The organism is Herpetosiphonaceae bacterium (assembly GCA_036374795.1).
Classification (GTDB): domain Bacteria; phylum Chloroflexota; class Chloroflexia; order Chloroflexales; family Kallotenuaceae; genus LB3-1.
In genome coordinates this window covers 1-25725 of the sequence record DASUTC010000247.1, presented here as the reverse complement: position 1 = coordinate 25725, position 25725 = coordinate 1, and the positions used below count along the sequence as shown (strand labels likewise).

Below are 25725 nucleotides of genomic sequence, written 5' to 3'. Positions count from 1 at the left end.
CGCGCAGCGCCGTCACGCCGCTGGCATAGGTAAACACGACGTTGCTCAGCCCGATCGGGATCATCACTCGGCCTCCGTGCTGCGCTGCGGCTGCGGCGCTGACCGATCCCGCAGTGGCAGCCGGCCCGCCCCAAAGCCGCGCGCCGCCTGGTCCAGCGTCACCGGCAGCGGCAGATCGGCGGGCCACAGGCCACGCGCCAGACCTGCCCGCGCCGCCTCCGTATAGCGCGACACGCTCACGCCGAGCGCGGGCAGATCCGGGTGCGACAGCACGGCGCGCGGCGGCCCCTGCATCTGGATGCGGCCACCATGCAGCACGATCACGTGATCGGCGAACTCGGCGATAAGCTCCGGCTTATGCTCCACCAGCACCACCGTCACGCCCGTGCGACTCAGCGCTTTGATCGCGGCAAAGACCTCTTTAGTGCCCAGCGGATCGAGCTGCGAGGTCGGCTCGTCGAGCAGCAGCACACGCGGCCCCATCACCAAGATCGAGGCCAGCGCCACGCGCTGCTGCTGCCCGCCCGATAGCTCGAACGGCGAGCGCTCGGCCAGATGCGCGATCCCCACAAGATCGAGCGCCGCCGCGATCCGTGGCAGCATCTCGTCGCGCTGGACGCCCAGGTTTTCCAGGCCAAAGGCCAGCTCCTCGCGCACGGTGAAGCGCGCGCCGGAGATCTGGTTGAGCGGATTATGAAAGACCAGCCCGGTATGCTTGACCAGCTCGCCAAGCGGATGCTCGATCGTCCGCCGCCCGTCGACCAGCACCTCGCCGCGCAGGTCGCCGTGAAAATAGTGCGGCACGAAGCCCCCGATCGTGTAGCATAGCGTCGATTTGCCCGCGCCGTTCGGCCCGATCACCGCGCAGACCTCGCCTGCCGCGATCTCCAGCGTCACACCATCCAGCGCGGGCTGCGCCTCACCGGGATAGGTATAGCGCACGTCACGCAGCGCGATCATCGCAGCGCCTCCGCCAGCCGCAGCCCGACGACCGCCAGAATCGCCAGCAGGATCGCCCAGCGTAGCAGCCGCTCGTACAGCGGATCGGGCAGCTCGAAGAGGCTCGTCTTGGGCGTCGTCGCGCTAAAGGCCCGCGCCTCAAGCGCCAGCGTACGCTCCTCGACATCCAGCAGCGCGCCCAGCACCAGCGGCCCCAGCAGCGGCAGGAGCGCCCGCGTGCGCCGCAGAAGCGAGCCCTGCGTCTCCAGGCCGCGTGCCCGCTGCGCATCTACGATCAGGTTTGCCCGCTCGCGCATCTGCGGCACAATCTGGAGCGTCGTGACGATCACATAGGCCAGATTCGGGGGCAGGCCCTTCTGCGCCAGCGCCGACATCAGCACGCCCGGATGGGTCGTCAGCAGCGTCAGCAGCAGCGCGCCCGTGATCAGCAGAATCCGCACCGTCGCGGCAAAGGCAAAGCGCACGCCCTCGGCCTTGACCGCCAGCGGGCCGAGCCGCGCAATGACCGTGCTGCCTTCGGGAAAGAACAGGCTCTGGATCACAAAGAGCGAGAGCGCGAACGGCAGCAGCAGGCGCAGGCTGGTGCCCAGGAAAGGCCGCGCCACTCGCGCCGCAACGCTCAGCGGGATCAGCACCAGGACAAAGAGCGCCAGCGGAGCCCAGTCGACCGCCACGCCCAGCGCCAGCGCGATCAGCCCAAAGCTGATCGTCAGCTTGGTCAGCGGATGCAGCCGATGAACAGCGCTCGCGCGCGGCTGGTAGAGCGCGATCATCGCGGCAGATTCTCGGCGGTCGTGCCCGACTGGCTGAAGCGCGCGCGCATGCGCGGCGGCAGCGCAACGACGATCAGATAGACGACCGCAAAGGAGATCAGCTTATCGAGCGGGTCCGCCGCCAGACCTTGCAGCGTGGTCGCCTGGAGCACGCTCGCGCCATAGGCCCGAAACGCGGCGACCAGCGCATCGGTGCCGCCGCCGGTAACACCGCCGAAGATAAATGCCGCGATCGGCGACGATATCAGCGCGGCGAAAATCCCGGTGATCAGCCCGGCGATCGGTACCAGATAGGCCCGCCTGAACCAGCCCAGGCGCGTAAACCAGCCCGCCAGCAGGCCGATCGCGATTGCCGCGACGGCAAAGGGCAGCGCGCCTGGGCGGAACAGGCCCCAGATAATGTTTGACAGCCCGCCGGTCGCCGCCGCCGCCCACGGGCCAACCAGCACTCCGACCAGCACCGTGCCGATCGAGTCGAGGTAGAGCGGCAGCCGCAGGAAGTTTTGCACAAGATCGCCGATCACCACGTTGATCGCGATGGCGACCGGGATCAGCGCGTAGGTCGATGTGGTGAACTGACGCGCCACGCCCCAGATAATCAGCCCCGCGCCGAGCAAATACCCGGCCAGAGCGATCAGCGCAGTCGTGCTCTGGCCCACGCCCGGCACGTCGCCGCTCTGGCTCGCCGCAATATCTGGCGCGCGAGTCAAAATCAAAAAGAGATACGTCGCGACGATCACTGCCAGGCCAAGACCAACCTGGAGCCATTGTGGGCGGTTTTGAGCTGTTCCGAAGCGCATTGCCATCCTCCCGTACGTGTTTCTGCCCTGCCATTATACGCGCAAATCCGGCGCTGAGCAGCACACGCTGGCGCAGACCTGAGGCGGCCTGAGTGAGCAATCAGAGAACCAAGATCCGGGGGACGAAAGAACAACGGAGCAAGGGAACACAACGCCGAGCGCAGGCCGGGGGGTGAGGGCCTGAACGCAAACCGTTGGACTCGAAATTAATCAGATGGCACGACCGGCAGCCACAGGGTAAAGGTCGAGCCGCTGCCGAGCGCCGAGCGCAGGCCGACGTGGCCGCCCATCAGCATCGTCAGCCGCCTGGTGATCGCCAGGCCGAGTCCGGTGCCGCTATACTCGCGCGTCGTGGAGCTGTCGATCTGATAGAACTCGCTCCAGATGCGCTCCTGCTCTTCGGGGGCGATCCCAATGCCGGTATCCTGCACGCTCAGCGCTACCCACGGGCCGGGCGGCATTGGCTCCAGCGCGGGTGCTGCGGTGGTCAATGTCCCGGCCAGGCCATACTCCAGCACAACGGTGATGGTGCCCCGTGGCGGCGTGAACTTGACCGCGTTCGAGAGGAGGTTGAGCAATGCCTGCTGGATACGCCCGGCATCGCCCCGCACGGGCGGTAGGCTCGTATCCGCCTCGCGGATCGCCACCTGCAACTGTCGGGCCTGCGCCATCGTCTCGATGCTGGCGGCAGCGCTCTGCACGAGCGTGTCGCTGAAGACCGGCTCGCTGGCAAGCTGCATGCGTCCCGCGTCGATCTTGCTCATATCGAGCACGCTGTTGATCAGCTCGAGCAGCGCGCGCGCATTGCGGCTGACACGCAGCAGGTTACTGCGCTGCTGCGCGTTCAGCGGGCCGACGTACTCTTCAAGCGTCAGATCGGTAAAGCCGATGATGGCATTGAGCGGCGTGCGCAGCTCATGGCTCATCGTCGCCAGAAAATCGGACTTGAGCCGCGCAGTCTCCAGCGCCTGATCGCGCGCCGCAGCCAGCGCGGTTTCCGCACGTCGCCGCTCCACCAGCAGCGCATGGCGAATCTCCTCCTGGTCGGCTAAGATCGCGTTGCGCGCCTGCCTGAAGAAGCCTGCCGCCACCTCGCCGAGCAGCGCCGCGATGCGCGGCTGAAGCTGGACCAGCGCATCGTTCGGCACAGCCATCACAAGCTGTGCTGAGAGCACCTCGACGGTTCGGCTCAGCGACTCGGGCGGTGTGTAGTTGAGCTGCGGCAGCGTCGCGCCGATCGCGCGCGCCGCCTCGCGATCCAGCGGCTCGGCGAACAGCAGCCGGATCGCCTGAATCGTCAGCTCACGCAGCACACGACGAATCTCCATCGTGCTGCATGGCGCAAAGCTGGTATGGACTATCGCATCGAACCAGGCATCTGCAATCGCGTGCCGCCGCTGGTACACCATCTCGAAGAGAGATGTCCGCGCTACTACTTTCATCAATTTCTCTACACCTATCGGTCGTGGCAGCAAAACAGCATTGGCAAGCGCATCGACGCTACTCATAACCCTGTTGTTAATGACGGAAGAACAAAAGAACAAAGAACAAAGAACAAGAGAATCGTTGAACTTTCAACGTTGAGCTCGAAGCTTCAAACTTAGGATTGCGGCCAGACGAACGGATTGAAGCTGGTCTGCCGATCGAAGTAGTCCTCCTGCTCGGCCTGCTTGAGCAGATTCACCACCGCATAGGTCAGCGGCAGCAACAGCGCCTCGACCGCCAGCTTGAACACGTAGTTCGAGACGATCAGCGTCAGCAGCGGCGGCGCTCCTGCCACGCCCGCAAACGCGATCAGCACGAATAAGATCGTATCCACGCCCTGGCCGATCACCGTCGAGCCGAGCGCCCGCGCCCAGAGATGACGCCCGCCGGTCAGCACTTTGAGCTTCGCCAGCGTGTACGCGTTGGCGAACGCACCCGCGAAATAGGCGATCAGGCTGGCGGCGACGATCCGTGGCACCAGTCCCAGCAGTTGGTTGAAGGCCGCGTTGAACGACTCGCTGCCCGCGCTCGGCGGCAGCGCGGCAACTGCCGCGAAGGTCAGCGACATCAGCAGCGCCGCGATGAAGCCGGTCCAGATCGCCGTGCGCGAGCGCGCATAGCCGTACACCTCGGTAAGGATGTCGCCGAAGATGTACGACAGCGGAAAGAGCAGCGTGCCGCCGTCAAAATCGAATGGGCCGAGCCGTACAAATTTGGTCGAGGCAACGTTGCTGATCAGCAGGACAGCGACGAACAGACCCGTAACAACTTCCAGAAAACGATACGACCGTGCCACCATGATCCTCTGCTTGTGGAGCGAACGCTAACAGATGCGATACTCAGAATTATACCTGTTTTTGACTATTGTTGGGATGCGCGCTAGGCTGGATGAAGGCGCGCTAATGCTACCATACGCTCCATGAACAGGGCCAGGAAACGCTCCTGATCGAAGTGGCGCACCAGCCGCACGTTCGGCTGGCGGCTCCACACATTCAGCGGATCGGCGATGGTCTTGCCCAGGCTCTTGGGACTATCGATCTCGACATCGACAAAGACCTGCGCGTACGCTGCCAGGTCGGGACAGAACGCCAGCGCCAGCGCGCATGGATCGTTGATCGAGCATCCGGCATAGCCAAAATAGCGCCGATGAAACTCGATATAGAAGCTGGTGGCGTCGGCGATGAAGCGCGTGACGGGCGATGCGTGCGCCAGCAATGCGTCGATATGCGCCTCCGTCAGCAGCACCTTCGAGGTAATATCCCACGGGATCAGCGTGATCGGCATGCCGCTGTGCAGGACGATATGCGCCGCGTGCGGATCGACGTAGACGTTGAACTCCGCCAGCGGCGTGGTGTTGCCCGGCACATCGAACGCCCCGCCCATCAGGATCACGTCGCCGACGCGCTCGACGATGCGCGGCTCGCGTCGAATCGCGAGCGCCACGTTGGTCAGCGGCGCGACCGCCACGAGCGTCACCGGCGCGGGCGAATCCATGATCTCGCGGATGATCCGATCGACAGCGTGATCGAGCGCTGCCGCTGTCCTCGGTTCGGGCAGATGGGCGTTGCCCAGGCCGGTATCGCCGTGGGTTTCCTCGGCGGTAAAGGCCGGGCGGATCAGCGGCAGCGCTACGCCCGGCACGACCGGCACCGCCGCGCGCAGCATATCGAGCACCGCCAGGGCGTTGCGCACGCCCTGCGGCAGCGGGCAATTCCCGCCGGTGACAGTCACCGCCGCCACCTCGACTTCGGACGAGGCGACCGCCAGCAGGATCGCCAGCGCGTCGTCGATGCCGGGATCGGTATCCAGCACGATGCGCGTCGGACCTGCCTGCGTCTCAGGCTGCATAGGACGTAAAACCATCTCTCCTCCTTCACAGATGCGCGCTCAGGCGGCCTCCCCGTGGCCCGCACTCCGGCGCGATGACCTGATGGGTCCAGCAGATCATTGTACCAGCGTCCACGCTTGCTAGCTCAGCGCCGGGTGTGAGAGCGAGCGAGGCCATAGGTACAGGCCTTAATCGTGCTGGTGCGCGGCGGCCGCGCAAGGCGGCACACAACCGCACGGCAGCGGTAGAGTGATAACAATTATTTACATTTTATGCGTCTGCATGGCGTGGCCGGATTGCGGGTAGGGTGTTGTGAATTGTGAACCCTTCACCTCCGGCTTCTACCACAACGTTTCCCGCGCCGCTCGTCGCCATCACGGCCCTACAACGCAACGGCGACACTCCCGAAGGAAGCGTCGCCGCCGGAACGTCGCCGATGACCGAAGGCTGCTAGCCCTGCCCTCCGACCCGATCCTTCAGGCTAGAGGCAGCGCGGAAGCCAACCGCCTTTGAAGCTGGGATTGTCACCTTTTCACGTGTGCGTGGGTTGGTGCCCTGGCGCTCGGCGCGGTTGCGGATTTCAAAGCTGCCAAAACCGCTCACCTGAATGCGATCACCGGCGGCAAGACGTTCGCCCATCGTCTCGAAAACCGCCTGAACAGCCTGTTTGGCCTGCGCCTTCGACAAACCCGTCCGCTGGGCAACCTGATCGACGAGTTGGGACGTGCTGATTGCGTTTGCCATACAATTCCTCCTGGTTAGGATGGTTGTTAGCGCGATTGTGCATTAAACCGCACAAATAGTCAACTTTTTCGCGTTGTCGGCTGCATCTGTTGACTATCCGGACAATTTGGCCTACCATCAATCGCACTGCCGACACGGTTGTTCTACGCTAACTATATCACACACTGTGCCAAAAGATCCGCACCAGCAGCCGTTCTAGGCCCAATTTGCCCCTGAAACGCCTTTTTGCCACGTTCTGGATCGTTTTATGTCAACTCAAAGAGCAAATCGAAGCAAAAGTTCGCGGCGGCAGAGACGAACGACCGTCGCGCTAATGGAGCGGATCGTGCTGAGGTGTAGAGGAAATCAGCACAATCGCATACACTGTGTCCCGAAGCGCTTCTTTAGATTCGGCACGAAGGAACTGAGCCATGCATGAGCCAACTCATACCAATCGACTGATCCACGAAACCAGCCCATACCTGCGCCAGCACGCCCACAACCCGGTTGACTGGTATCCCTGGGGTGATGAAGCGCTGAGCAGAGCGCGCGCCGAGGACAGGCCGATCCTGCTGAGCGTCGGCTATAGCGCCTGCCACTGGTGCCATGTGATGGAGCGCGAAAGCTTCGAGGACGAGGCGACCGCGCGCCTGATGAACGAGTATTTTGTCAACATCAAGGTCGATCGCGAAGAGCGGCCCGACATCGACGCGATCTATATGCAGGCGGTCCAGGCGCTCACGCAGCACGGCGGCTGGCCGATGACCGTCTTTCTCACGCCCGACGGCGAGCCATTCTACGGCGGCACCTACTTTCCGCCTGAGCCGCGCTACGGCATGCCCAGCTTTCAACAGGTGCTTGAGGCCATGCACGACGTCTGGCTCAACCAGCGCAACGATGCCGTCGCCAGCGCCCGCGATCTGGCGCAGCAGCTCTCGGATGCCGCGCAGATCCCGCCCGGCAATATCAGCCTCACGACCCGGCTGCTGGACAGCGCGGCGACGGCGATCCGCCAGCGCTTCGATGCGCGGCACGGCGGCTGGGGCGGCGCGCCCAAGTTTCCCGCGCCGCAGACGATCGACTTCCTGCTGCGCACCTACCAGCGCAGGGACGACCCCGAGGCGCTCAAGCAGGCCGAGACGACGCTGCTCAAGATGGCGCACGGCGGCATGTACGATCAGCTTGGCGGCGGCTTCCACCGCTACAGCGTCGACGAGCGCTGGCTTGTGCCGCACTTCGAGAAGATGCTCTACGATAACGCGCAGCTCGCCCGCGCCTATCTCCATGCCTACCAGCTCACCGGCAACGCCGAGTACCGGCGCATCGTCGAGGAGACGCTCGATTACGTCAAGCGAGAAATGACCGCGCCTGAGGGCGGGTACTACGCCGCGCAGGACGCCGACAGCGAGGGCGTGGAGGGCAAATTCTTTGTGTGGAGCCTGGCGGAGGTGCGGCAGGCGCTCGGCGAGGATGCGGCGCTCTTTGCGCAGATCTACGATGTCACTGCCAGCGGCAACTGGGAGCACACCAACATTCTGCACCTGCCGCGACCGCTCGAAGAGATCGCGCGGGTCACGGGGCAGCCCGTGGATCGGCTGCGCGACGTTGCCGAGCGCGGCAGGCGCAAGCTCTTTGCCCTCCGCGAGCAGCGGGTGCATCCTGGCCTCGACGACAAGGTGCTGACCAACTGGAACGGCCTGATGCTGGCAGCGATGGCCGAGGCCGGTCGCGTGCTGAAGCGCGAAGATTACCTCGACAGCGCGCGACGGAACGCCGAGTTTGTGCTGAGCACGCTCAGCCGTGACGGTCGGCTGCTGCATACCTACAAAGACGGGCAGGCCAAGATCCGGGGCTTTCTGAGCGACTACGCGCTGTATGCCGAGGGGCTGCTGGCGCTCTATCGCGCCACATGCGAGACGCGCTGGCTCTCCGCCGCCCGCGATCTCGCGGAGCATATGCTCGATCACTTCTGGGACGATACCGACGGCGGCTTCTTCCAGACCAGCGACGAGCACGAGACGCTGATCGCGCGGCCCAAGGACCTCTTCGACGAGGCGGTGCCCTCCGGCAATGCGGTCGCGGCGCATGTGCTGCTGCAACTGGCCGCGCTGGTAGGCGATCCCGAATATGACCGCCGGGGACGCGCGACGATCGAGCTGGTGACAGGCGGCATCCAGCGCTATCCGAGCGCCTTCGCCACGATGCTCAACGCGCTTGACTTTGCGCTGGCGACACCCCGCGAGATTGCGATCGTCGGCGATCGCGCTGATCCCGCTACCCAGCGGATGCTTGCCGCGCTCGACGAGCGCTTCCTGCCGAACGTGATCGTCGCCGCCGCCGCGCCCGACGATACCGCCGCCGTCGAGCTTATCCCGCTGCTCCGCGACCGACCGCAGCAGCACGCGCAGCCGACGGCCTACGTCTGCCGCTCGTTCGTGTGTAGCCTTCCGACTACGGATATAGCCACGATGGTGCAACAGCTTGCAGAGTAGGAACACAGGAACACAGGAACACAGGAACATGGCTATTAAATGCCTCTTTGTTCCTTGTTCCTTTGCTTCGTTCTCGGTTCTCGGTTCTTAGTTCTTAGTTTTCACTTCTCCCAATTGTTCTTTGTTCTCTGCTCTTTGCTCTCCGTTCGGCCCGACCTGCTCTGCTGGCGGCAGCAGCAGCCAGGATTGAACATCGAAGGGCGGCAGGCTCGCGTCAGGCCGTGCGTACGAGCCGTCGGGCAGGAGAATCTGCGCCTTGGCCGTATCGCGAAGATACGCCCGGAGCACCTGATCGCGGAGCCGCTGCACCAGATGCGGCGCTTGCACCGGAAACATCACCTCGACGCGCCGATCAAGGTTGCGGCTCATCACATCCGCTGAGCTGAGATAGACCTCTTCCTTACCGCCGTTGTGGAAATAGTAGATTCGGCTATGCTCCAGAAATCGCCCGACGATCGATCGCACACAGATCGTCTCCGACAGGCCGGGCACGCCCGGACGCAGACAGCACACGCCGCGCACGATCAGATCGATCCGCACGCCCGCTGCGCTCGCCTGGTACAGCGCCTCGATCAACTGCGGATCGGTCAGCGTGTTCATCTTGAAGATCAGGCAGCCGTTCCCGGTCGCCTGATGGTGACGGATCTCGCGCTCGATCAGCGCCGCGATCGACTGGCGCATATTGACCGGCGCGATAATAAATTTGCGGTAGGTGTCCTGCGCCGAGTAGCCCGTGAGATAGTTGAAGAGATCCGAGGCGTCGGTGCCAAACTCAGGGTCGGCGGTGAGCAAGCCGATGTCGGTGTACAGATGCGCCGTCGTGATGTTATAGTTGCCGGTGCTCAGATGAATGTAGCGCCGGATGCCGTCGCGCTCCTTGCGCACGATCAGCGCCGCCTTGCAGTGCGTTTTCAACCCCAGCAGGCCATACACCACGTGTACGCCCACGCCCTCCAACTGCTTGGCCCACTCGATGTTGTTTTCTTCGTCGAAGCGCGCCTTCAGCTCGACCAGCACCGTGACCTGCTTGCCGTTTTCGCGGGCACGAATCAGCGCTTCGACGAGCGGCTTGTTGCGGCCCACGCGATAGAGCGTCTGCTTGATCGCGAGCACCTGTGGATCTTCCGCCGCCGTGCTGATAAAATCCACGACCGGCATGAACGACTCGTAGGGATGGTGCAGCAGCACGTCGCCCGACTGGATCACACTAAACGGATCTTCGCTCTCCTCGAACGCTTCGGGAACGCGCGGCATGAACGGCGAATACTTCAGATCGGGCCGATCCAGACTGTACAGCATCATGAGCTCGGAGATTCCGAGCGGCCCGTGTACGCGGTATACCTCGCTCGACGCGATCTCCAGGTTCTCGATCAAGAGGTCGAGGATACGCTGCGGCATCGACTGTTCGACGGCCAGCCGTACCACGCGCCCGAATTGCCGCTGCCGAATACCGTGCTCGATCGTCCGCAACAGGTCCGCCGCCTCCTCCTCTTGCAGATCGACATCGCCGTTGCGCGTGACCCGAAACGGATACGTCTCCGGCACGTGCATGCCAGGAAAGAGCGCATCCACATGCGCCGCGATCACCTGCTCCAGCCAGACAAACACCTGCTGGCCGTCCTGCGTCGGCACCTGCATCAGACGCGGCAGCACCTCCGGCACCTTCACGCGCGCGAAGCGCTCGCCGTGGCGCGGATCGTTGACCACCACCGCCAGACTCAGGCTCAGATTCGAGATATGCGGGAACGGATGCCCCGGATCGAACGCCAGCGGCGTCAGCACTGGGAAAATCTCCTCATAAAACAGCCTGCGCACAGCATCGCGCTGCGCCGCGTTCAGCTCGGCGTAGTCGCACACGTAGATACCATGCGTCCGCAGTTGCGGCAGCACCTCATCGGACCAGCAGCGCCGCTGGAGTTCGGTCAGTTGATCGACGACCGGCTTGATCTGCATCATCTGCTCGATCGGCGACAGGCCATCCGGCGACGGCTCGATCACGCCCGCGTCGATCTGCTCGCGAATACCGGCCACCCGCACCATAAAAAACTCATCCAGGTTGGATGAGAAGATCGCCAGGAATTTGACACGCTCCAGCAGCGGCTGGCGGGCGTCCAGCGCCTCGCCCAGTACCCGTCGGTTGAACTGAAGCCAGCTCAGCTCGCGATTCAGATAGCGATCCGCGCCCATGGGCGGCAGCTTCGGGAACTCATCGCGATCGACCACTTTGCGCTTATGTTTCTTTGGCATAATCTGGCAGCACCTTGAGCCTGACGATCAGGATTAGACACGCAGGGGCTTCAGGGATAGCCGTATTGTAGCATGGCCGCCCAGGCGCGCGGCATATACATCGCCCTACTGGCAGGATGGATGCCACGAGCGGCAATTGACACGGTAGTACGACCAACGTATCATCGGTAGGACTACGTTCCCAGCCAGCCGCGATTGATCCAGAAAGGTAAAGCGAGTATGCTTATCGGCACGCACGACGCAACGCTCCATCAGGTGCAGCGCGTAGATCTGCATGGCACCTATTTCTACGATCTCATCTTCGAGCATCTGGACACACCAGGGCAGCTTCGCCGCGCGCGCGTCAGCGCCGAGTCGATCTACGCCAGCCCGCAGCCGGGCGACGCGATCCGAATCGCCTACCTGATGGGCGTCGTCACCAACGTCGAGCGCCGCGCCCACGAGTAAAGAGGAAACGACTGTGTCTTACGTACCGCCCACCCCCGCAGGTCCGTCGTCCGGCTCGAACCGGACGCTCTGGATCATCCTTGGCTCGATCGGCTTTGTCGGCGTCTGCATGGTGCTCTGCACCGCGATCGGCATTATTGGCGTGCTGACGCTGCTTGGACGGCAGACCGAGCAGGTCTTTAGCGAGATCGAGCGTGAGCTGAATGCAGACACCCAGTTCGAGCTACCGACCACCGAGCCGGTCGATGTCGGCGCGGCAGTTGCTGTCGGCACCACCCAGCGCGTCGGCGATCTGGATGTGACGGTGGTCGATGTGCAGACGACGGCGGGCGACGGCAGCCAGGAGCCGACTCCCGGCTATCAATTTCTGGCGGTGCGGCTCAAGATCACCAATCGCGGCGCGCAGCCGATCGCGCTGGAGGACGTGGCGCTGTGGACCTGGCTGCAAGACGAGGACGATTGGATCTACGATTGCTGTGTGTTTACGCAGAGCGATCCTGAGCTGCTTGGGGATGCGCTTCCCGCTGGCGAATCGATCGAGGGATCGCTGGTGTACGAAGGCCCCGACGATGTCGATACGATGTACTGGATCTATGAAGATCTTACGGGCAATACCCGCGCGGTTGTGCGGCTGCACCAGCTTACCGCCGATACCGAGGTCGCCGTGGTACGCTACCACACCGCGCTCGATGACTGAGGCATTGTTAGTGTGTCACCAGCGGCAGCCAACTGCGCGGCAGCCTAGGCCCGCTTGGAGGCAGCGCATCGACGTATCCTGTCATCGCAGGATGAATCGCGCAGTGGTAGCTATAGCGGCCTGCGCTGGGAAACTTGAAGGTGAAGCTCTGCCCGGAGGTGAGCGTGCCGGAGTCAGCCGCGCCGCTATCGAACGTTACCGTGTGCGCGAAGCTGCCCCGGTTGGTCCAGGTTACGCTGGCGCCGACTGACGAGACGCCGCTGTCGGGCTGATAGGCAAAGTCGACAATATCGACCGCGCTTATCGCCACATTCCGGCTCGATACGGCCTGGACCTGGCTCGATGCATCTAGAGCAGAGACGGCAAGCAGCAGGAGCCATGGGGCCACGATCAGGAGTTTGACTCGGCTCATACACACTCCGATCACATGCTTGCAGTGAGCGCAACCGGCGCTCTGGGACGCATGCGATACGCCTCCAATGTGTATACGCAATCATTGCGCAAACATGATCGATCCGTCTCGACGGCGATCGATTCTCAGATCTCGGAAGGACGCCTCAGAGGATTCCGTCGCGCTCAGCGCCCCGCGACCACGGTTTTACGCCGGGGCGCGACCAGCGCCAGCAGCAGGCCAAGCTCGTACAGCAGATACATGGGGATCGCGACCAGCGCCAGGTTCACCGGGTCGCTGGTGGGCGTGACGATCGCCGAGATAATCACGATCACCAGCACGGCGTAGCGGCGATACCTGGTCAGCGTCTCGCGCTGCACCGCGCCCAGCCAGATCAGCGAGTAGACGATCACCGGCATCTCGAAGAGCACGCCGTTGAGCAGCATCAGCCGCGTGAAGAGCGATAGAAAATCGCCGACCTTCGGCTCGATCGTGAAGCGCTCCAGGCCCTGGCGCAGCAGAAAGTTAAAGGCGGCTGGCACCGTCACGAACCAGCCGAAGACCAGACCCGCCACAAAGCAGATTGTGATAAACGGCAGGATCAAAAAGATGATCTGGCGCTCCCGCGAGGTCAGGCCGGGCACGATAAACGCCAGCAGTTGATAAACGATCACCGGCATCGCCAGCCCGACCCCGATCGCCAGGGCCACGCGGATCGCATTCGTAAAGACCTCAGCCGACTCGGTCGCCTGGAGCGTGACGCCCTCCGGCGTCAGGTAGTCGGCGATCAGCGAGATCAGCAGATAGTTGTCGTATGTCACCACGAAGAAGCCGAGGATCAGCCCGACGACGACGGCAAGCGAGGCCTTAATCAGGCGGCTGCGCAGCTCGCGCAGGTGATCGAGCCACGACATCATCCCTGGCTCGTCGTTGGAGTTTAGCGGCAGCGGCGTCTGAGCGCTATGCATGGTTTCTACTCACCCTACTCGTAGTGGCCGGTCGTCTCGATCTCGTGTGAGCCGTTGCTCGCGGCAGTGCCCGGCGACCGATCGGCCTGCGCCGTCGTCTCGGATCGCTCGCCCGTGGCTGCGCTGCCGCTCTGCGGCGTGCTTGGAGGCTGCGGCTCGTCGGAGGTCTTGAGCGTCTCGCGCAGCGGTCGGTCGAGCAGATCGTCGCGCAGCAGCTCGCGGCTGGCGGCCTCAAGATCGACGCGCGAGACATAGGCAAGCTGCTTCACTTCGGGCACGTCGGCGCTGACATCTTCCAGCAGCGCACGGCCATAATCGCGCACCTGCTGACGCGGGTCGAGCGCGCGCAGCTCGCGTAGCCCCTGCTCGATCTCGTCGAATTCGGGACCAAGCTCGGCGCGCAGGTTGCCGTACATCCGCCGCAGATCGCGCACGAACCCGCCAAGCTGGCGGCCCAGCTCCGGCAGGCGCTCCGGCCCGACGACCATCAGCGCGACGATCAGGATGATGATCAGTTCTGTAAAGCCAATCCCAAACATGACATCATGCTACCACAAAACGGGCGATCGATCGTTAATCAAAACCGAGGAGCCGCGCTATCGTGCGGCAGACGATCGGGGGATGCAGCCGTCGCCCCGCTAGTTGGGCGATACGGAGGCCGCTGGAGAGAACGAGAACGCCGCGCATGTGCGCGGCGCGATCTATAACCGTCGGCCTCGTGCTGAATCAATGGGACCGTTGGGAAACCAGCCGACTCTGCGTTTCGAGTTCCAGGTGTCGCGTGTCCCGTTCGTCGAACGTTGCACGTTCGTTCCCCGGCCCGGCGGCACGCTAGGCTGCGCGCTCGCGCAGGTAGTTCAGCGCGTCGCCGACCGTCACGATCTTTTCGGCGTCGGTGTCGGGAATCTCGACGTTGAACTCTTCCTCAAGCGACATGATCAGCTCGACCAGATCCAGCGAGTCGGCCTCAAGATCGTCGGTGAAGGACGCCGAAGCGACCACGCGGCTCTCGTCGACGCCAAGCTGCTCCGCGATCAGCTTTTTCAATCGTTCTTCCATGAGAGATCTCCTTGTGTAGGAATTAAGGCGATGTGTTTGTTATGTTCAGGACTCCCGTTGACTGACAACAGTGCCCAGCACACCATTGACAAAGCGACTCGAATTGTCGCCACCGAAATGTTTCGCCAGCTCGACGGCTTCGTTAATCACCGCCTTGGCAGGAGCAGGATCTTGGTCGTTGAGCAGCAGCTCCCAGATTGCCAGGCGCAAGATCGCCTTTTCGATCGCCGGCATCTGATAGATCGGCCAGTTCGGCGCGGCCTGCTCGATCACATTGTCGAGATACGTGTGTCGCTCCCACGCGCCGCGCACGATGCGCTGCGCAAACTCAGCGGCATCGCCAGGCAATGCTTCATCGTCCAGGCGTCGCTGCAACACCTGATCAAGCGGATGATCGGTAATGTCAAGCTCAAACAGCACCTGCATTGCCGCAATGCGCGCCCGATGACGCACATTAGCCACGCGCAGCCTCCACGTCCTGGATATACACGTTCACTTCACGAACATCCATGCCCACCATCTCGCGAATCGCATGGGCTACCGCCGCCTGGACCTGCTGACCAACGTCCAGCAGGTTCGCGTCGTTGTGCGCGATGACATACACATCGGCGCTGACCGCGCCATCCACGCGCGCCAGCACGCCGCCACGGGTGTGGCTGCCGGTCAAGAGTTGTCCGACGCGGGATGGTGGTACCGTACCCATACGGGCCACACCCTGCACATCCTGTGCCGTGCGACTAATAATGCCGATCAGCGCTACCGGCGACATCGTTACCGTTCCGTTTGGTACAGCCATGTTCGAGTTCCTAACGTTGATTCCAAGCCTCAGGATCTGCGGCGCGTCGCCGCGCAGCGCACAGATCGCGGTCGGGGCTATGCTTACTCACAGTACCGATTGATAAACTCGTTCAGATACCCGGTCGACACGTCGCCGCGCCGAAAATGGTCATCGTCGAGCAGCGCATGCTGAAACGGGATGGTGGTCTTGATGCCGGTGATGATACATTCGTCAAGCGCGCGCCGCATGCGGCTGATCGCCTCGGCCCGGTCGCCGCCCCACACGATGATCTTGGCAAGCAGCGAGTCGTAGTTCGCCGGGATGACGTAGCTCGAATAGAGATGCGAGTCGATGCGCACGCCCGGCCCGCCCGGCGGCAGGAAGAGATCGACTTCGCCCGCCTGTGGCATGAACTCGCGCGACGGATCTTCCGCATTGACACGGCACTCTATCGCATGTCCGGTCATTCTAACGTCAGCTTGTTGGAGTGTCAACCGCTCGCCCGCCGCGATGCGCAGTTGCCATTTGACCAGATCGACGCCCGTGACAAGCTCGGTGATCGGATGCTCCACCTGGATGCGCGTGTTCATCTCGATGAAGTAGAAGTTGCCCTGCGGGTCCATCAAAAACTCCATCGTGCCCGCGCCGGTATAGTCGATCGCCTTGGCTCCCGATACGGCTGCCTCGCCCATGCGCCGACGCAGCGCCTCGTCCACCACAGGCGATGGCGACTCTTCGAGCAGCTTCTGGTGCCGCCGCTGGATCGAGCACTCGCGCTCGCCCAGGTGGATCATGTTGCCATAATTATCGCCCAGCACCTGGATCTCGATATGACGCGCGACCGGCAAGAATTTTTCCAGGTAGAGCGCGCCGTTGCCAAACGACATCTCCGCCTCGGCCTTGGCTGTGGCAAACGCCCGCGCCAGATCGGACTCGACCGGCACAATGCGCATGCCGCGACCGCCGCCGCCGGCAGCCGCCTTCAAGAGCACGGGATAGCCGATCTCCTGCGCCAGCTCGCGGGCCTCGTCGACGTTCGTCAACGTCTGCTCGGAGCCGGGCATCACCGGCAGCCCAGCCGCGCTCATGGCAGCCCGCGCCGCCGATTTATCGCCCATGATCGCGATCACGTCGGGCTCCGGGCCGATAAACGTAAGCTGGCACTGCTTGACGATCTCGGCAAAGTAGGGGTTTTCCGACAAAAAGCCGTAGCCGGGATGTACCGCATCGCAGCCGGAGATCAGCGCCGCGCTGATCAGCGCGGGCGCGCTCAGGTAGCTTTTGCTCGGCGGCGGCGGGCCGATACACACGGCCTCATCCGACAGCCGAACAGCCAACGAATCACGGTCGGCCTGCGAGTACGCGACGACCGTGCGAATACCAAGCTCGTGGCACGCGCGGACAATCCGCACTGCGATCTCTCCACGATTGGCGATCAAGACTTTTTCAAGCATAGAGCATTCGGGATAGAGGCTGAGCCAGCCGGACCCTGACGCGCAGCCCGTTCGCCGCCGCCCGATCCGTCTGCGATAGCCGTTAGTACATTGTCATGCCGCCATCGACGGCGATCGTCTGGCCCGTGATATACGTGGCCGCGTCGGACGCAAGAAAGGCGACGATGCCGGCGATATCTTCAGGCTGTCCGAAGCGGCCTACCGGAATGTTTGCCAGCGCGGTTGCCTTGACCTCCTCCGACAAGTCCCTGGTAATATCCGTCTCGACGTAGCCGGGCGCGACCGCGTTGGCGGTAATACCACGCGAGGCCATCTCGCGCGCCACAGACTTGGTGAAGCCGATCAGGCCCGCCTTGGCCGCCGCGTAGTTCGCCTGGCCCGCGTTGCCAGTCAGCCCCACCACCGAGGTGATCGTGATGATCCGCCCCCAGCGCGCCTTCATCATCGGACGCAGCGCCGCCTTGCTCAGCAGATAGACCGACCGCAGATTGGTCGTCATCACGGCGTCCCACTCGTCGTCCTTCATGCGCAGCAGCAGATTATCGCGGGTGATCCCGGCGTTGTTGACCAGGATGTGCAGCCCGCCGTACGTCTCCTGCGTCGTCTTGAGCAGCCGCTCGATGTCGGCGCTCTGCCCAACATCCGCCTGCACCCCGGTCGCCCTGCCGCCCGCAGCCTCGATCGCCGCCACGACCTCAGCCGCCGCCTGCTGCTGACCGCGATAGTTGACGACGACGCTCGCGCCGCTGCGCGCCAGCTCCAGCGCAATCGCCCGCCCGATGCCGCGCGACGCGCCCGTGACGATCGCAACCTTGTTCGATAGATCGATCTGCATAGGAATTATGCTTGCTCCTTGGTTGATGATTCGGCCTCGGCCTGTCCATAGCAGCGCGCCACATTGTCCGGGCCGAGCGCCTTTTTGATCGCGTCGCGGCCCTGTCTCAGCTCAAACACAATTTTACGCCGCTTTGCCCAGCCCTGCATCTCCTTGGGAATGCGGCTGACCCAGTGTTTCGTTTTCGCGCCATGCGGATCGAGCTTGCGATAGACCGGCAGTTGCTTTTTCCGCCGGGTATCAATCTGCGGCAGCTCCGGCTGCTCCAGCACGCGGATCGCCTCGTCGAGCTCGTGCAGCGACGCAAAGGTGAACGGGAAGCGCTCGATCGTGATCACAAACGTCGCGTAGCCTTTGCCGGGGATTGGCAGCGGACGCGGCGGATCATAGGAGACGAGAGCGCCCTCTTCTCCCCCGCCGCTGCTGCGATGAACCCACGGCGTCATCGGCGACAGCGTGAATTGCTTATCATAGCGGATCTTCCAGTCAGCCATAGTCGATTACCAATCAAAGTTTCAAGTTTCATGTTCAAAGTTCAAAGTTTCCGGCGCTTGGTTCTCGTTTTGCTCCTTTGTTCCCTTGCGCTCTTGTTCCTTTGTTCTTGGTTCTCCCGCCCCGCCTCACGCCATCGTCCAGCCGCCATCCACGGCGAGCGTCTGCCCGGTGATGAACGACGCGCCGGGCGCGGCCAGAAACGCCACGGCGTACGCTACCTCTTCGGGCGTGCCCACACGCCGCAGCGCTGCAATCTCGATGCCCATCTTTAGCAGCTCAGGCGGCTGCTGCCGCAGCATCTCAGTCTCCACCAGGCCCGCAGCAACCGCGTTGACGGTGATGCTCCACGGCGCGACCTCACGGGCCAGCGCTCGCGTCATCCCCAGGATACCACCAGCGGCGGCGGCGTAGTTCGGCTGCGCGTAGCCGCCCGCCTTGCCCTGAAGCCCGGTGACGTTGACGATCCGGCCATAGCGCGCCTTCATCATCGGCTTGAGCGCAGCTTTACACGTAAAGTAGGCGCTCGTCAAGTCGGCGGCGATCACCTCGTGCCAGGTGTCCAGCGCCATGTCGCGCGCCAGGCTATTGCGCAGGATCGCCGCGTTGTTGATCAGCACATCCAGCCTGCCCCAGCGCTCGATCGACTCCGCGATCAGCGCCGTAACCTGCGCTTTGTCGCGCACATCCGCCTGGCGCGCCTGGACCTCGCCGCGCAGATCGGCGCACTCGGCCAGCACCGCCTGCGCCGCCTCCGTCCGCTCCCGATAGCAGAAGAGCACCCGCGCGCCGCCCGCCGCCAGCATGCGCACGGTTGCAGCGCCGATCCCACGCGATCCGCCGGTGACGACGACGACTTGATCAGAAAAATCCATCGATCAACCTTTGATCTCTTTGTTCCCTGGCTCGTTGTTCGCTGTTCGTTGTTCTTTCGTTTCCCGCATCACGGCATCACCCAGCCGCCATCGACCACCAGCGTATGGCCGGTGATGTACGAGGCTTCGGGCAGTGACAGAAAACGCACCGCCGACGCCACCTCCTCAGGGCTGCCGAATCGACCAAGCGGGATCGCGTTCAGCGCCCATTGTAGCTGACGTTCGGGCACCTGCTCGATCATGTCGGTTTCGATGTAGCCGGGCGCGACCGCGTTGACGGTGATGCCGTGCGGCGCAAGCTCGCGGGCCAGCTCCTTGGTCAGCGCGATCAGCCCCGCCTTGGCCGCTGCATAGTTGACCTGCCCGACGTTGCCGGCCAGACCCGCCAGCGACGAGACGTTGACGATCCGGCCATAGCCGCGCTGCTCCATCACCGGCAGCACCGCCTGCACGCAGACAAACGCCGAGGTCAGATCGATCTCCATCACCGCGTGCCACTGCTGATCCTGCATCCGAGCAAAAGGCGCGTCGCGCGTCACGCCCGCATTATTGACCAGAATATCGACGCGGCCCCAGCGCTCCATCGTTACATCAACCATCTGCCGCACCTCGATCGGCACACACACATCCGCGCCGTGGCTCAGCGCCGCGCCGCCGCGCCCGCTGATCAGCCCGGCCACCTCAGCCGCGCCGTTGCTGTTGTGCTGGTAGTTGACCACCACGCGCGCTCCGGCCTCGCTGAGCGCGAGCGCAATCGCCCGCCCGATGCCGCGCGACGCGCCCGTGACGATCGCGACCTGATCTTCGAGTGGTAAGCGCGGCAGCGTCATGGTCGCACCTCGACGACTCCGAGCGGCAGGGCGTTGGTCCAGAAGCGCTCGACCGATGGGCTGCGCTGCCAGGCTTCGAGCCGCTGGCCGGTTGTGGGATCGTACATGCCGACGACGACCTGATAGCTGCCCGGCCTGAGATCCGCCGGAAGCTTGAGCTGCCAGCGATCGTCGATCAGATCGCCCGCCTGCCAGCGCCAGGTCGGCGTCGCGCCGCCATTGGGCGTGCCCTCGGTGCTCACCGCCGCGCCCCCATCCGTGGCGATCAACTGCACAAACGTCGTGAAGGGCTGCGCGATCGTCTGGCGAGCCCGCCAGCGCAGCCGCACATCCAGCGTCTCGCCGGGCCGGAACGACTCGCGCTCGATCTGCGCATCAATCAGGCCGATCGCCTCGCCGAGCGTATGATCGCGCGTGGCTGCGGCGGCGGGCTGCGGCGCCTGGAAGTAGCTCCACGAGCCGCGTCGGTGTATGATCGTCGGCACCCAAACATCGGGCGCGACACAGCACGTGCCGAGTTCCTGCTCGCGCACAAGCGCCTCCTGCTTGAGCAGTTGCAGCAGCACGCGATACTGCGCCGGAGCGGCGGCGGTCGTCGCGGGCCACTCAACGCCGGGCGCGTCATTGGCATAGCCGGTCGCGGCCAACGTCTGCAGATTGAATGCCACGCCGAGATACTGCACCCGGCCCGTGCGCCGTGGCACGTCGAGCGTGTAGGCCGCCAGCGGCTGCGCATCGGCACCCTGCACCACCACGCGCAGCCGCAGATCGGGCTGGTCGAGCGCGTCGAACAGCTCCACGTCGATCTGCTGCCTGCCGTCGACAAACGCCGCCGAGTAGCTGACCTGAAGCGGACGCAGCGCTTGCAGCGCGGCAGGATACGCCTCGGTCTTTTCCACAACGACGCAGCACTCGTTCTGAAAGCGCACGGCCAGGCCATCGTGCGGCTGCGGCAGCGTCGGCTGCTCCAGCAGCAGCGTGCGCGTCGTCAGCGGGTGAAAATACCATTCGAGATATGTCGTCGGCGGATCGGTCAGCAGCCGGTGCGCCGCAGCCGTTCGGGGCTGTCCCAGCACCCCGACATGCAGCCAGTAGGCGGACGCTCCCGGCTTGCGCAGCGCGAATCGCACATCATCGGGCGTGCCATGCTCGCGCACCCAGCGCGCCGCCTCCACCAGCGACGGCGACAGCGGATGCTCGGCGGGCTCGGCAGCCACAGGCAGGCCGGGCAGGAACAGAGCGCCGCCCATCGCCGCCAGCACCGCCGTGCTCTGGATCGCCCTCCATACGCGATACCTGCGACGCTGTCGGCGCAGCAGATACCCCAGCGCATCAGCCAGCAGCCAGCCGAGCGGCACCACCAGCAGCAGCGCCAGCAGGTAGTAGCCTTTGTAGTAGATGTAGCCGGCGATCCGGCCACTCCGCCACAGCAGCCCCAGGCCCACGATCTGAAGCGCGGCTGCGGCGATCAGCCACAGCACGGCCCATCGCCGAGGCTCGCGCCACGCGCGCACCAGGCCCAGCAGCGCCAGCGCGGGCAGCGCCAGGCCAGTCGCCGCCAGCGGATCGCGGATCGTCTCGCCCTCGTGCAGCACCACCGCGCTGCCGGTGCTCGCCCGCGACCAGCTATAGACCAGCGCGAGCAGCGCTACGGGCACTACCAGCGCCCCGATCTCGATCAGCCGCCGCGACCAGCCGATCCGCTGGATCAGCAGCGCCAGCGTCACCGCCAGCAGCGCCACGGGCAGCCACGTCGTATAGACCAGCAGCAGCGCCAGCAGCAGCAGCGCCAGCGGCAGCAGACGCCGCGCTCCCCGGTGACGCGCCAGCACGTAGCCGACCGCCACCAGCAGCCATTGCGCGAGCATCTGGGGATAGTAGCTCTGGCTGGCAACCGCGCCCAGGATATAATCAGGCATCAGCAGCGCCGCCAGCGCCGCCGCGCCCGCCGCCGGACGCACCTGTCGCGGGACGCTCGTGACAATCAGCAGCGCGCAGCCGAGCACAGCCGCGATCACCGCCAGCGCCGCCAGCGGATAGATCACCCGGATCGGAGACAGCCCAAGCGCCTGCGCCGCTACCACGGTCAGCGCGGCAAAGCCCGGCGGATAGTCGGCCATCTCGATCAGCAGCTCGCGCACCGGCCCCGGATCGCGCACCAGATGCCGCTGCTCAAGGACGTAGTTCGCCAGCGCCGTGTGATGCACCGCGTCGGGCGAGTTGCCGATCGGCAGCAGCGACGGCCACGCCGGAGCCAGGACATGCCAGCCGACCACACCGATCACGCCCAGCAGCAGCGCCTCGGTCCAGAGATCGCCGCGCCGAAGCGGCGCGCCCGGTTGCCGTGCGCCGCGCGCCGCCAGATAGACCAGCGGCAGCAGCGCCAGAACGGCGGCCACGACGACCGAGAGCATCGCCAGCGGCAGGCCAAGCATGTCGATCGCCACGGCGGCGACGATCAGCGCCGCGACCGCCAGCGTGATCCACTCGAAGCCCAGCCCGACCAGTGTGCCAGGATCAGCGTATTCGTGCGCGTCGCTCCGCTCGCTTGCTGTCAGCGCTGCGGGTGCGGCTTCTCCGGGCTGTGACCAACCTTGACGTATCACGGGCAGGCCCTAGCCCTGCCGCTCGCGCGCGATCCAGCCTTCGATCGCCGCGACCGTGTTGACGCCGATCAGCTCGCGGCCAGGCGCGATACGCTTGATCAGGCCGCTGAGCACGTGACCATGACCGATCTCGACAAAGCGCGTCACGCCATCGGCTACCATCCGTCGCACGCCGTCGATCCAGCGCACCGGCGCGGTCACTTGCTCGATCAGCTCAGCCCTGATCGCATCCGAGTCGGTCAGCGGCTCGGCGGTCGCGTTGGCGATCACCGGCCACCTGGGCGGCGTGATCCGCCTGATCGCCGCGACTTCGCGCGCGAAGCGCCGGGCCGCGCTCTCCATCAGCGGCGAGTGCAGCGCCACCGAAACATGCAGCCGCACCGCGCGCTTCGCGCCGTGCTGCTTCGCCAGCGCCAGCGCCCGCTCGACGCCCGCGATGCTACCGCTGATCCCGTACTGCGCGGGTGAGTTCTCGGTCGCCACCACAACCGGCCCTGCCACGCTGGCATCCGCGCAGACCGCCCGCAGCGTCTCCTCATCCAGCCCCATGATCGCCGCCATCGTGCCCTGGGGCGTCTCCGCCATCAGCTCGCCGCGCCGCCGCACCAGCCGCAGCGCGTCGCCAAACTCCAGCGCGCCCGATGCGACCAGCGCGCTATATTCGCCGAGCGAGTGTCCGGCCAGATACATCGGCTGAAGATCAGCCTCCGATCCGGCCTGCTCGCGCACCGCCGCCAGCAGCGCCGTGCTCGTCGTCAGCAGCGCTGGCTGCGCATTCTCGGTCAGCGTCAGCTCGTCGTCGGGACCCTCGAAGCAGAGCCGCGACAGAGGAAAGCCCAACACCGTATCGGCCTCATCGAACACAGCGCGCGCCGAAGCATAGCGCTCATAGACTTCGCGGCCCATCCCGACCGCCTGCGATCCTTGGCCGGGGAACACCCAGGCTGTGGTCATGCGCTTCTTCTCCTTATCATTTCGTCGCAACAACTCCGAACGCTTCGGGATGACGAGTCACGCGGGTAAAACCAGCTTCCTGCAACCGGCGCAGCACGCCGCGCACGATGTTGCGGCCCGACGTGCTCTCCAGGTCGCCGATGTAGTGAAAGAGACGGCCCTTGCGCTTCAGCACCCGAAACAGGTATCGGTAGAACTCGCCGCCATACAGATGGCCCGCGAGGCTAAACATCGGCGGATCGTGGATAATCCGCGCAAACGACTCGCTCTCGAATGTCTGCACCACGTCGAAGGCGTCGCCGATCATCTGCACGATCTTGCGGTCGGTAAAGAGCGCCCGCGACCACGGATTGTAGCGCGCAATCTCAAGGCCAGCCGGGTCAAGCTCGATCGTCACGACCTCGCTCGCGGTTTTGGCCGCCTCGATCGCGGTATAGCCCAGGCCGGTCGCCGTATCCAGCACACGGCCCATCATCGGCGCGATCGTTTTGATCTTGCGCAATGTGTCGGCGTGCGGATCGATGCCCTTGATCCGGTGCATCGGCGTGCCCGATACCAGCATCGTCGGCGCGCCCGTGGTCGGCATCAGGCTGCGCACCCAGTGAGTATGCTCCGAGAAGATCCGAATCTCGTCGATCGTGTCGCCTGCGAGCACGAAGCATTTATTTTCCGCGCCCAGGATCGTCTCGGCATCGTCCCAGGTGAGCAGCGCGCCGCCGGGAAAGCGCGCCCCCGCCGCATCCAGCCCGACATCGACCGTCGTCAGGCCAAGATCCGGCGAGATCGCCGCGCCGGTCGATCCGGCCTGCCGCGCGCGCAGCAGCGGCGCGATGTGCACATGCGATAGAACGATCGGCTCTGCCATACACCCTGATCCCATCGTCGGCGCGCGCTACACGCTCCAGCGAATCACCGCCGAGCCCCAGGTTAGCCCGCCGCCGAACGCGGCAATCGCCAGGTGAAAACCCGGCTGCAACAGACCAGCCGCGTGCGCCTCGCAGATCGCGATCGGGATCGACGCCGCCGATGTGTTGCCGTAGCGATCGATATTGACGAACACGCGCTCCATCGGCATCTCCAGCCGCTTCGCCATCGCGTCGATGATCCGCAGATTGGCCTGGTGCGCGATCAGCAGATCGATCTCGTCGGGCATCAGGCCCGCGCTTTCGATCACCTTGAGCGTCGACTCGCCCATCGCCCGCACCGCATACTTGAAGACCTCGCGGCCCTGCATCGTCATGTAGTGCATACCGCGCTCGACCGTCTCCTGGCTGGCGGGACAGGCCGAGCCGCCGCCGGGAATTTCAAGCAGCTCCTTGGTGTCGGGCAGCGCGCCCAGGTCGATCGACAGCACGCCGACCGGCTCGGCGCTGGCCTGGAGCACCACCGCGCCCGCGCCGTCGCCAAAAAGAATACAGGTATTGCGGTCGTTGTAGTTCAGGAAGCGGCTCAGCGTGTCGCTGCCCACAACCAGCACCGTCTTCGAGGTGCCAGCGCGCACGAACTGCGCGCCGACGGCCAGGCCGTACGCAAAGCCCGCGCAGGCCGCGTTCACATCCAGCGGCCCGGCCCGCACCGCGCCGAGCTGCGTCTGGATCAGACAGGCCGCCGACGGCATGAGCTGATCGGGCGTGGACGTGGCGACGATGATCAGATCGAGGTCGCGCGGGTCGACACCGGCTCGATCCAGCGCCTGACGCGCCGCATGCACGCCCATGCTGGCGGTTGTCTCACCCGGCCCGGCAATGCGCCGCTCACGAATGCCGGTGCGCGTCACGATCCACTCATCAGATGTATCGACCAGCCGCTCAAGGTCGGCGTTTGAAAGCACGCGATCGGGAACATACATACCCCAACCGGTCAGCGCCGCATATGTCATACAAGCTTCTCCTGCCATCGACAGGTAGGCGATCCCAGCGAATCGCGTCTACCTCTAGCGCATCATCGAGGCCCGTGGAAGTATAGCCCCCACCGGCGATGGGATCGCGCTCCCGCATCGCCATCCTGACGGCACGCTAGGGCACGCGCATT

General features: G+C 64.4%; 27 protein-coding genes. 4 read left to right on the top strand and 23 right to left on the bottom strand.

The window, feature by feature from the left end; translation table 11 throughout:
- Positions 1–63: 63 nt before the first annotated feature.
- The 4 genes from VFZ66_18320 to VFZ66_18305 form a co-directional block, all read right to left on the bottom strand.
- A complete protein-coding gene (locus VFZ66_18320; GenBank protein ID HEX6291146.1) occupies positions 64–960 on the bottom strand; it encodes an ABC transporter ATP-binding protein in 897 nt (298 codons plus the stop codon).
- Positions 957–1733: an energy-coupling factor transporter transmembrane component T gene (locus VFZ66_18315; protein ID HEX6291145.1), complete on the bottom strand. Its 777-nt coding sequence runs from the start codon at positions 1731–1733 to the stop codon at positions 957–959. Before VFZ66_18315 ends, VFZ66_18320 begins: the two co-directional genes overlap by 4 nt.
- On the bottom strand, positions 1730–2533 hold the full coding sequence (locus VFZ66_18310; GenBank protein ID HEX6291144.1) for a hypothetical protein: 804 nt from the start codon (positions 2531–2533) through the stop codon (positions 1730–1732). Before VFZ66_18310 ends, VFZ66_18315 begins: the two co-directional genes overlap by 4 nt.
- A 206-nt stretch (positions 2534–2739) precedes the next feature.
- Positions 2740–3861 (bottom strand): ATP-binding protein, encoded by a 1122-nt coding sequence (locus VFZ66_18305; GenBank protein HEX6291143.1) that lies wholly within the window; start codon positions 3859–3861, stop codon positions 2740–2742.
- A gap of 24 nt (positions 3862–3885) precedes the next feature.
- On the opposite strand from VFZ66_18305, the gene VFZ66_18300 reads away from it, so the two are divergent.
- Entirely contained in the window at positions 3886–4137 is a 252-nt protein-coding gene (locus VFZ66_18300) for a hypothetical protein (GenBank protein ID HEX6291142.1), read from the top strand.
- On the opposite strand, the gene VFZ66_18295 is transcribed toward VFZ66_18300, so the two are convergent.
- From VFZ66_18295 to VFZ66_18285, 3 genes are all read right to left on the bottom strand, one after another.
- Complete coding sequence (locus tag VFZ66_18295; protein ID HEX6291141.1) at positions 4134–4817, bottom strand: queuosine precursor transporter; 684 nt, start codon at positions 4815–4817, stop codon at positions 4134–4136. The two genes, VFZ66_18300 and VFZ66_18295, sit on opposite strands and share 4 nt — an antisense overlap.
- Before the next feature lie 80 nt (positions 4818–4897).
- On the bottom strand, positions 4898–5881 hold the full coding sequence (locus VFZ66_18290) for a nucleoside hydrolase (protein HEX6291140.1): 984 nt from the start codon (positions 5879–5881) through the stop codon (positions 4898–4900).
- A 415-nt stretch (positions 5882–6296) separates the two neighbouring features.
- Positions 6297–6590 carry an HU family DNA-binding protein gene (locus VFZ66_18285; protein ID HEX6291139.1) on the bottom strand — a complete coding sequence of 98 codons (294 nt, stop codon included), beginning with the start codon at positions 6588–6590 and terminating at the stop codon, positions 6297–6299.
- 410 nt (positions 6591–7000) lie between these two features.
- On the opposite strand from VFZ66_18285, the gene VFZ66_18280 reads away from it, so the two are divergent.
- Entirely contained in the window at positions 7001–9061 is a 2061-nt protein-coding gene (locus VFZ66_18280; protein ID HEX6291138.1) for a thioredoxin domain-containing protein, read from the top strand.
- An 87-nt stretch (positions 9062–9148) separates the two neighbouring features.
- Here the strand turns inward: VFZ66_18280 and ppk1 are convergent, their stop codons facing one another.
- Positions 9149–11308, bottom strand: coding sequence for a polyphosphate kinase 1 (gene ppk1, locus VFZ66_18275; GenBank protein HEX6291137.1), 2160 nt, complete (start codon positions 11306–11308; stop codon positions 9149–9151).
- 219 nt (positions 11309–11527) lie between these two features.
- Between ppk1 and VFZ66_18270 the strand changes: the two genes are divergently transcribed.
- Together VFZ66_18270 and VFZ66_18265 are read left to right on the top strand one after the other, a co-directional pair.
- The gene (locus VFZ66_18270; GenBank protein ID HEX6291136.1) at positions 11528–11755 is read left to right on the top strand and encodes a hypothetical protein; all 228 of its coding nucleotides are present in this window, start codon (positions 11528–11530) and stop codon (positions 11753–11755) included.
- Positions 11756–11768: 13 nt separating this feature from the next.
- On the top strand, positions 11769–12452 hold the full coding sequence (locus tag VFZ66_18265; protein HEX6291135.1) for a DUF4352 domain-containing protein: 684 nt from the start codon (positions 11769–11771) through the stop codon (positions 12450–12452).
- A 7-nt stretch (positions 12453–12459) separates the two neighbouring features.
- Here VFZ66_18265 and VFZ66_18260 read toward each other — a convergent pair whose 3' ends face one another.
- From VFZ66_18260 to VFZ66_18190, 15 genes are all read right to left on the bottom strand, one after another.
- Complete coding sequence (locus tag VFZ66_18260; GenBank protein ID HEX6291134.1) at positions 12460–12864, bottom strand: cupredoxin family copper-binding protein; 405 nt, start codon at positions 12862–12864, stop codon at positions 12460–12462.
- A gap of 164 nt (positions 12865–13028) precedes the next feature.
- A complete protein-coding gene (tatC, locus tag VFZ66_18255) occupies positions 13029–13811 on the bottom strand; it encodes a twin-arginine translocase subunit TatC (GenBank protein HEX6291133.1) in 783 nt (260 codons plus the stop codon).
- A 14-nt stretch (positions 13812–13825) separates the two neighbouring features.
- Positions 13826–14350, bottom strand: a complete 525-nt coding sequence (gene tatB / locus VFZ66_18250) for a Sec-independent protein translocase protein TatB (GenBank protein ID HEX6291132.1) — start codon at positions 14348–14350, stop codon at positions 13826–13828.
- A 292-nt stretch (positions 14351–14642) separates the two neighbouring features.
- Positions 14643–14870, bottom strand: coding sequence for an acyl carrier protein (locus VFZ66_18245; GenBank protein HEX6291131.1), 228 nt, complete (start codon positions 14868–14870; stop codon positions 14643–14645).
- 45 nt (positions 14871–14915) lie between these two features.
- Positions 14916–15332, bottom strand: a complete 417-nt coding sequence (gene nusB / locus VFZ66_18240; GenBank protein ID HEX6291130.1) for a transcription antitermination factor NusB — start codon at positions 15330–15332, stop codon at positions 14916–14918.
- On the bottom strand, positions 15325–15666 hold the full coding sequence (locus VFZ66_18235; GenBank protein ID HEX6291129.1) for an Asp23/Gls24 family envelope stress response protein: 342 nt from the start codon (positions 15664–15666) through the stop codon (positions 15325–15327). The genes nusB and VFZ66_18235 overlap by 8 nt, the downstream gene beginning before the upstream one ends.
- Positions 15667–15749: 83 nt before the next feature.
- A complete protein-coding gene (accC, locus tag VFZ66_18230) occupies positions 15750–17102 on the bottom strand; it encodes an acetyl-CoA carboxylase biotin carboxylase subunit (GenBank protein HEX6291128.1) in 1353 nt (450 codons plus the stop codon).
- A gap of 82 nt (positions 17103–17184) precedes the next feature.
- Entirely contained in the window at positions 17185–17937 is a 753-nt protein-coding gene (gene fabG / locus VFZ66_18225) for a 3-oxoacyl-ACP reductase FabG (GenBank protein ID HEX6291127.1), read from the bottom strand.
- Between the two features lie 5 nt (positions 17938–17942).
- Entirely contained in the window at positions 17943–18431 is a 489-nt protein-coding gene (locus tag VFZ66_18220) for a hypothetical protein (protein ID HEX6291126.1), read from the bottom strand.
- A 126-nt stretch (positions 18432–18557) separates the two neighbouring features.
- Positions 18558–19304 carry a 3-oxoacyl-ACP reductase family protein gene (locus VFZ66_18215; protein HEX6291125.1) on the bottom strand — a complete coding sequence of 249 codons (747 nt, stop codon included), beginning with the start codon at positions 19302–19304 and terminating at the stop codon, positions 18558–18560.
- A 68-nt stretch (positions 19305–19372) separates the two neighbouring features.
- Entirely contained in the window at positions 19373–20134 is a 762-nt protein-coding gene (locus VFZ66_18210) for a 3-oxoacyl-ACP reductase family protein (protein ID HEX6291124.1), read from the bottom strand.
- Positions 20131–22740, bottom strand: a complete 2610-nt coding sequence (locus tag VFZ66_18205; GenBank protein HEX6291123.1) for a hypothetical protein — start codon at positions 22738–22740, stop codon at positions 20131–20133. Before VFZ66_18205 ends, VFZ66_18210 begins: the two co-directional genes overlap by 4 nt.
- 9 nt (positions 22741–22749) lie before the next feature.
- Positions 22750–23694, bottom strand: a complete 945-nt coding sequence (gene fabD / locus VFZ66_18200; GenBank protein HEX6291122.1) for an ACP S-malonyltransferase — start codon at positions 23692–23694, stop codon at positions 22750–22752.
- A gap of 16 nt (positions 23695–23710) precedes the next feature.
- On the bottom strand, positions 23711–24559 hold the full coding sequence (locus tag VFZ66_18195; protein HEX6291121.1) for a hypothetical protein: 849 nt from the start codon (positions 24557–24559) through the stop codon (positions 23711–23713).
- A 27-nt stretch (positions 24560–24586) separates the two neighbouring features.
- On the bottom strand, positions 24587–25573 hold the full coding sequence (locus VFZ66_18190; protein HEX6291120.1) for a beta-ketoacyl-ACP synthase III: 987 nt from the start codon (positions 25571–25573) through the stop codon (positions 24587–24589).
- Positions 25574–25725: the final 152 nt, after the last annotated feature.

Bases quoted from the DNA above. Each gene is read 5' to 3' on its own strand.
- VFZ66_18320 (HEX6291146.1), bottom strand. From the start codon at position 960: ATGATCGCGCTGCGTGACGTGCGCTATACCTATCCCGGTGAGGCGCAG.
- VFZ66_18315 (HEX6291145.1), bottom strand. From the start codon at position 1,733: ATGATCGCGCTCTACCAGCCGCGCGCGAGCGCTGTTCATCGGCTGCAT.
- VFZ66_18310 (HEX6291144.1), bottom strand. From the start codon at position 2,533: ATGCGCTTCGGAACAGCTCAAAACCGCCCACAATGGCTCCAGGTTGGT.
- VFZ66_18305 (HEX6291143.1), bottom strand. From the start codon at position 3,861: ATGGAGATTCGTCGTGTGCTGCGTGAGCTGACGATTCAGGCGATCCGG.
- VFZ66_18300 (HEX6291142.1), top strand. From the start codon at position 3,886: ATGGACTATCGCATCGAACCAGGCATCTGCAATCGCGTGCCGCCGCTG.
- VFZ66_18295 (HEX6291141.1), bottom strand. From the start codon at position 4,817: ATGGTGGCACGGTCGTATCGTTTTCTGGAAGTTGTTACGGGTCTGTTC.
- VFZ66_18290 (HEX6291140.1), bottom strand. From the start codon at position 5,881: ATGGTTTTACGTCCTATGCAGCCTGAGACGCAGGCAGGTCCGACGCGC.
- VFZ66_18285 (HEX6291139.1), bottom strand. From the start codon at position 6,590: ATGGCAAACGCAATCAGCACGTCCCAACTCGTCGATCAGGTTGCCCAG.
- VFZ66_18280 (HEX6291138.1), top strand. From the start codon at position 7,001: ATGCATGAGCCAACTCATACCAATCGACTGATCCACGAAACCAGCCCA.
- ppk1 (HEX6291137.1), bottom strand. From the start codon at position 11,308: ATGCCAAAGAAACATAAGCGCAAAGTGGTCGATCGCGATGAGTTCCCG.
- VFZ66_18270 (HEX6291136.1), top strand. From the start codon at position 11,528: ATGCTTATCGGCACGCACGACGCAACGCTCCATCAGGTGCAGCGCGTA.
- VFZ66_18260 (HEX6291134.1), bottom strand. From the start codon at position 12,864: ATGAGCCGAGTCAAACTCCTGATCGTGGCCCCATGGCTCCTGCTGCTT.
- tatC (HEX6291133.1), bottom strand. From the start codon at position 13,811: ATGCATAGCGCTCAGACGCCGCTGCCGCTAAACTCCAACGACGAGCCA.
- tatB (HEX6291132.1), bottom strand. From the start codon at position 14,350: ATGTTTGGGATTGGCTTTACAGAACTGATCATCATCCTGATCGTCGCG.
- VFZ66_18245 (HEX6291131.1), bottom strand. From the start codon at position 14,870: ATGGAAGAACGATTGAAAAAGCTGATCGCGGAGCAGCTTGGCGTCGAC.
- VFZ66_18235 (HEX6291129.1), bottom strand. From the start codon at position 15,666: ATGGCTGTACCAAACGGAACGGTAACGATGTCGCCGGTAGCGCTGATC.
- accC (HEX6291128.1), bottom strand. From the start codon at position 17,102: ATGCTTGAAAAAGTCTTGATCGCCAATCGTGGAGAGATCGCAGTGCGG.
- fabG (HEX6291127.1), bottom strand. From the start codon at position 17,937: ATGCAGATCGATCTATCGAACAAGGTTGCGATCGTCACGGGCGCGTCG.
- VFZ66_18220 (HEX6291126.1), bottom strand. From the start codon at position 18,431: ATGGCTGACTGGAAGATCCGCTATGATAAGCAATTCACGCTGTCGCCG.
- VFZ66_18215 (HEX6291125.1), bottom strand. From the start codon at position 19,304: ATGGATTTTTCTGATCAAGTCGTCGTCGTCACCGGCGGATCGCGTGGG.
- VFZ66_18210 (HEX6291124.1), bottom strand. From the start codon at position 20,134: ATGACGCTGCCGCGCTTACCACTCGAAGATCAGGTCGCGATCGTCACG.
- fabD (HEX6291122.1), bottom strand. From the start codon at position 23,694: ATGACCACAGCCTGGGTGTTCCCCGGCCAAGGATCGCAGGCGGTCGGG.
- VFZ66_18195 (HEX6291121.1), bottom strand. From the start codon at position 24,559: ATGGCAGAGCCGATCGTTCTATCGCATGTGCACATCGCGCCGCTGCTG.
- VFZ66_18190 (HEX6291120.1), bottom strand. From the start codon at position 25,573: ATGACATATGCGGCGCTGACCGGTTGGGGTATGTATGTTCCCGATCGC.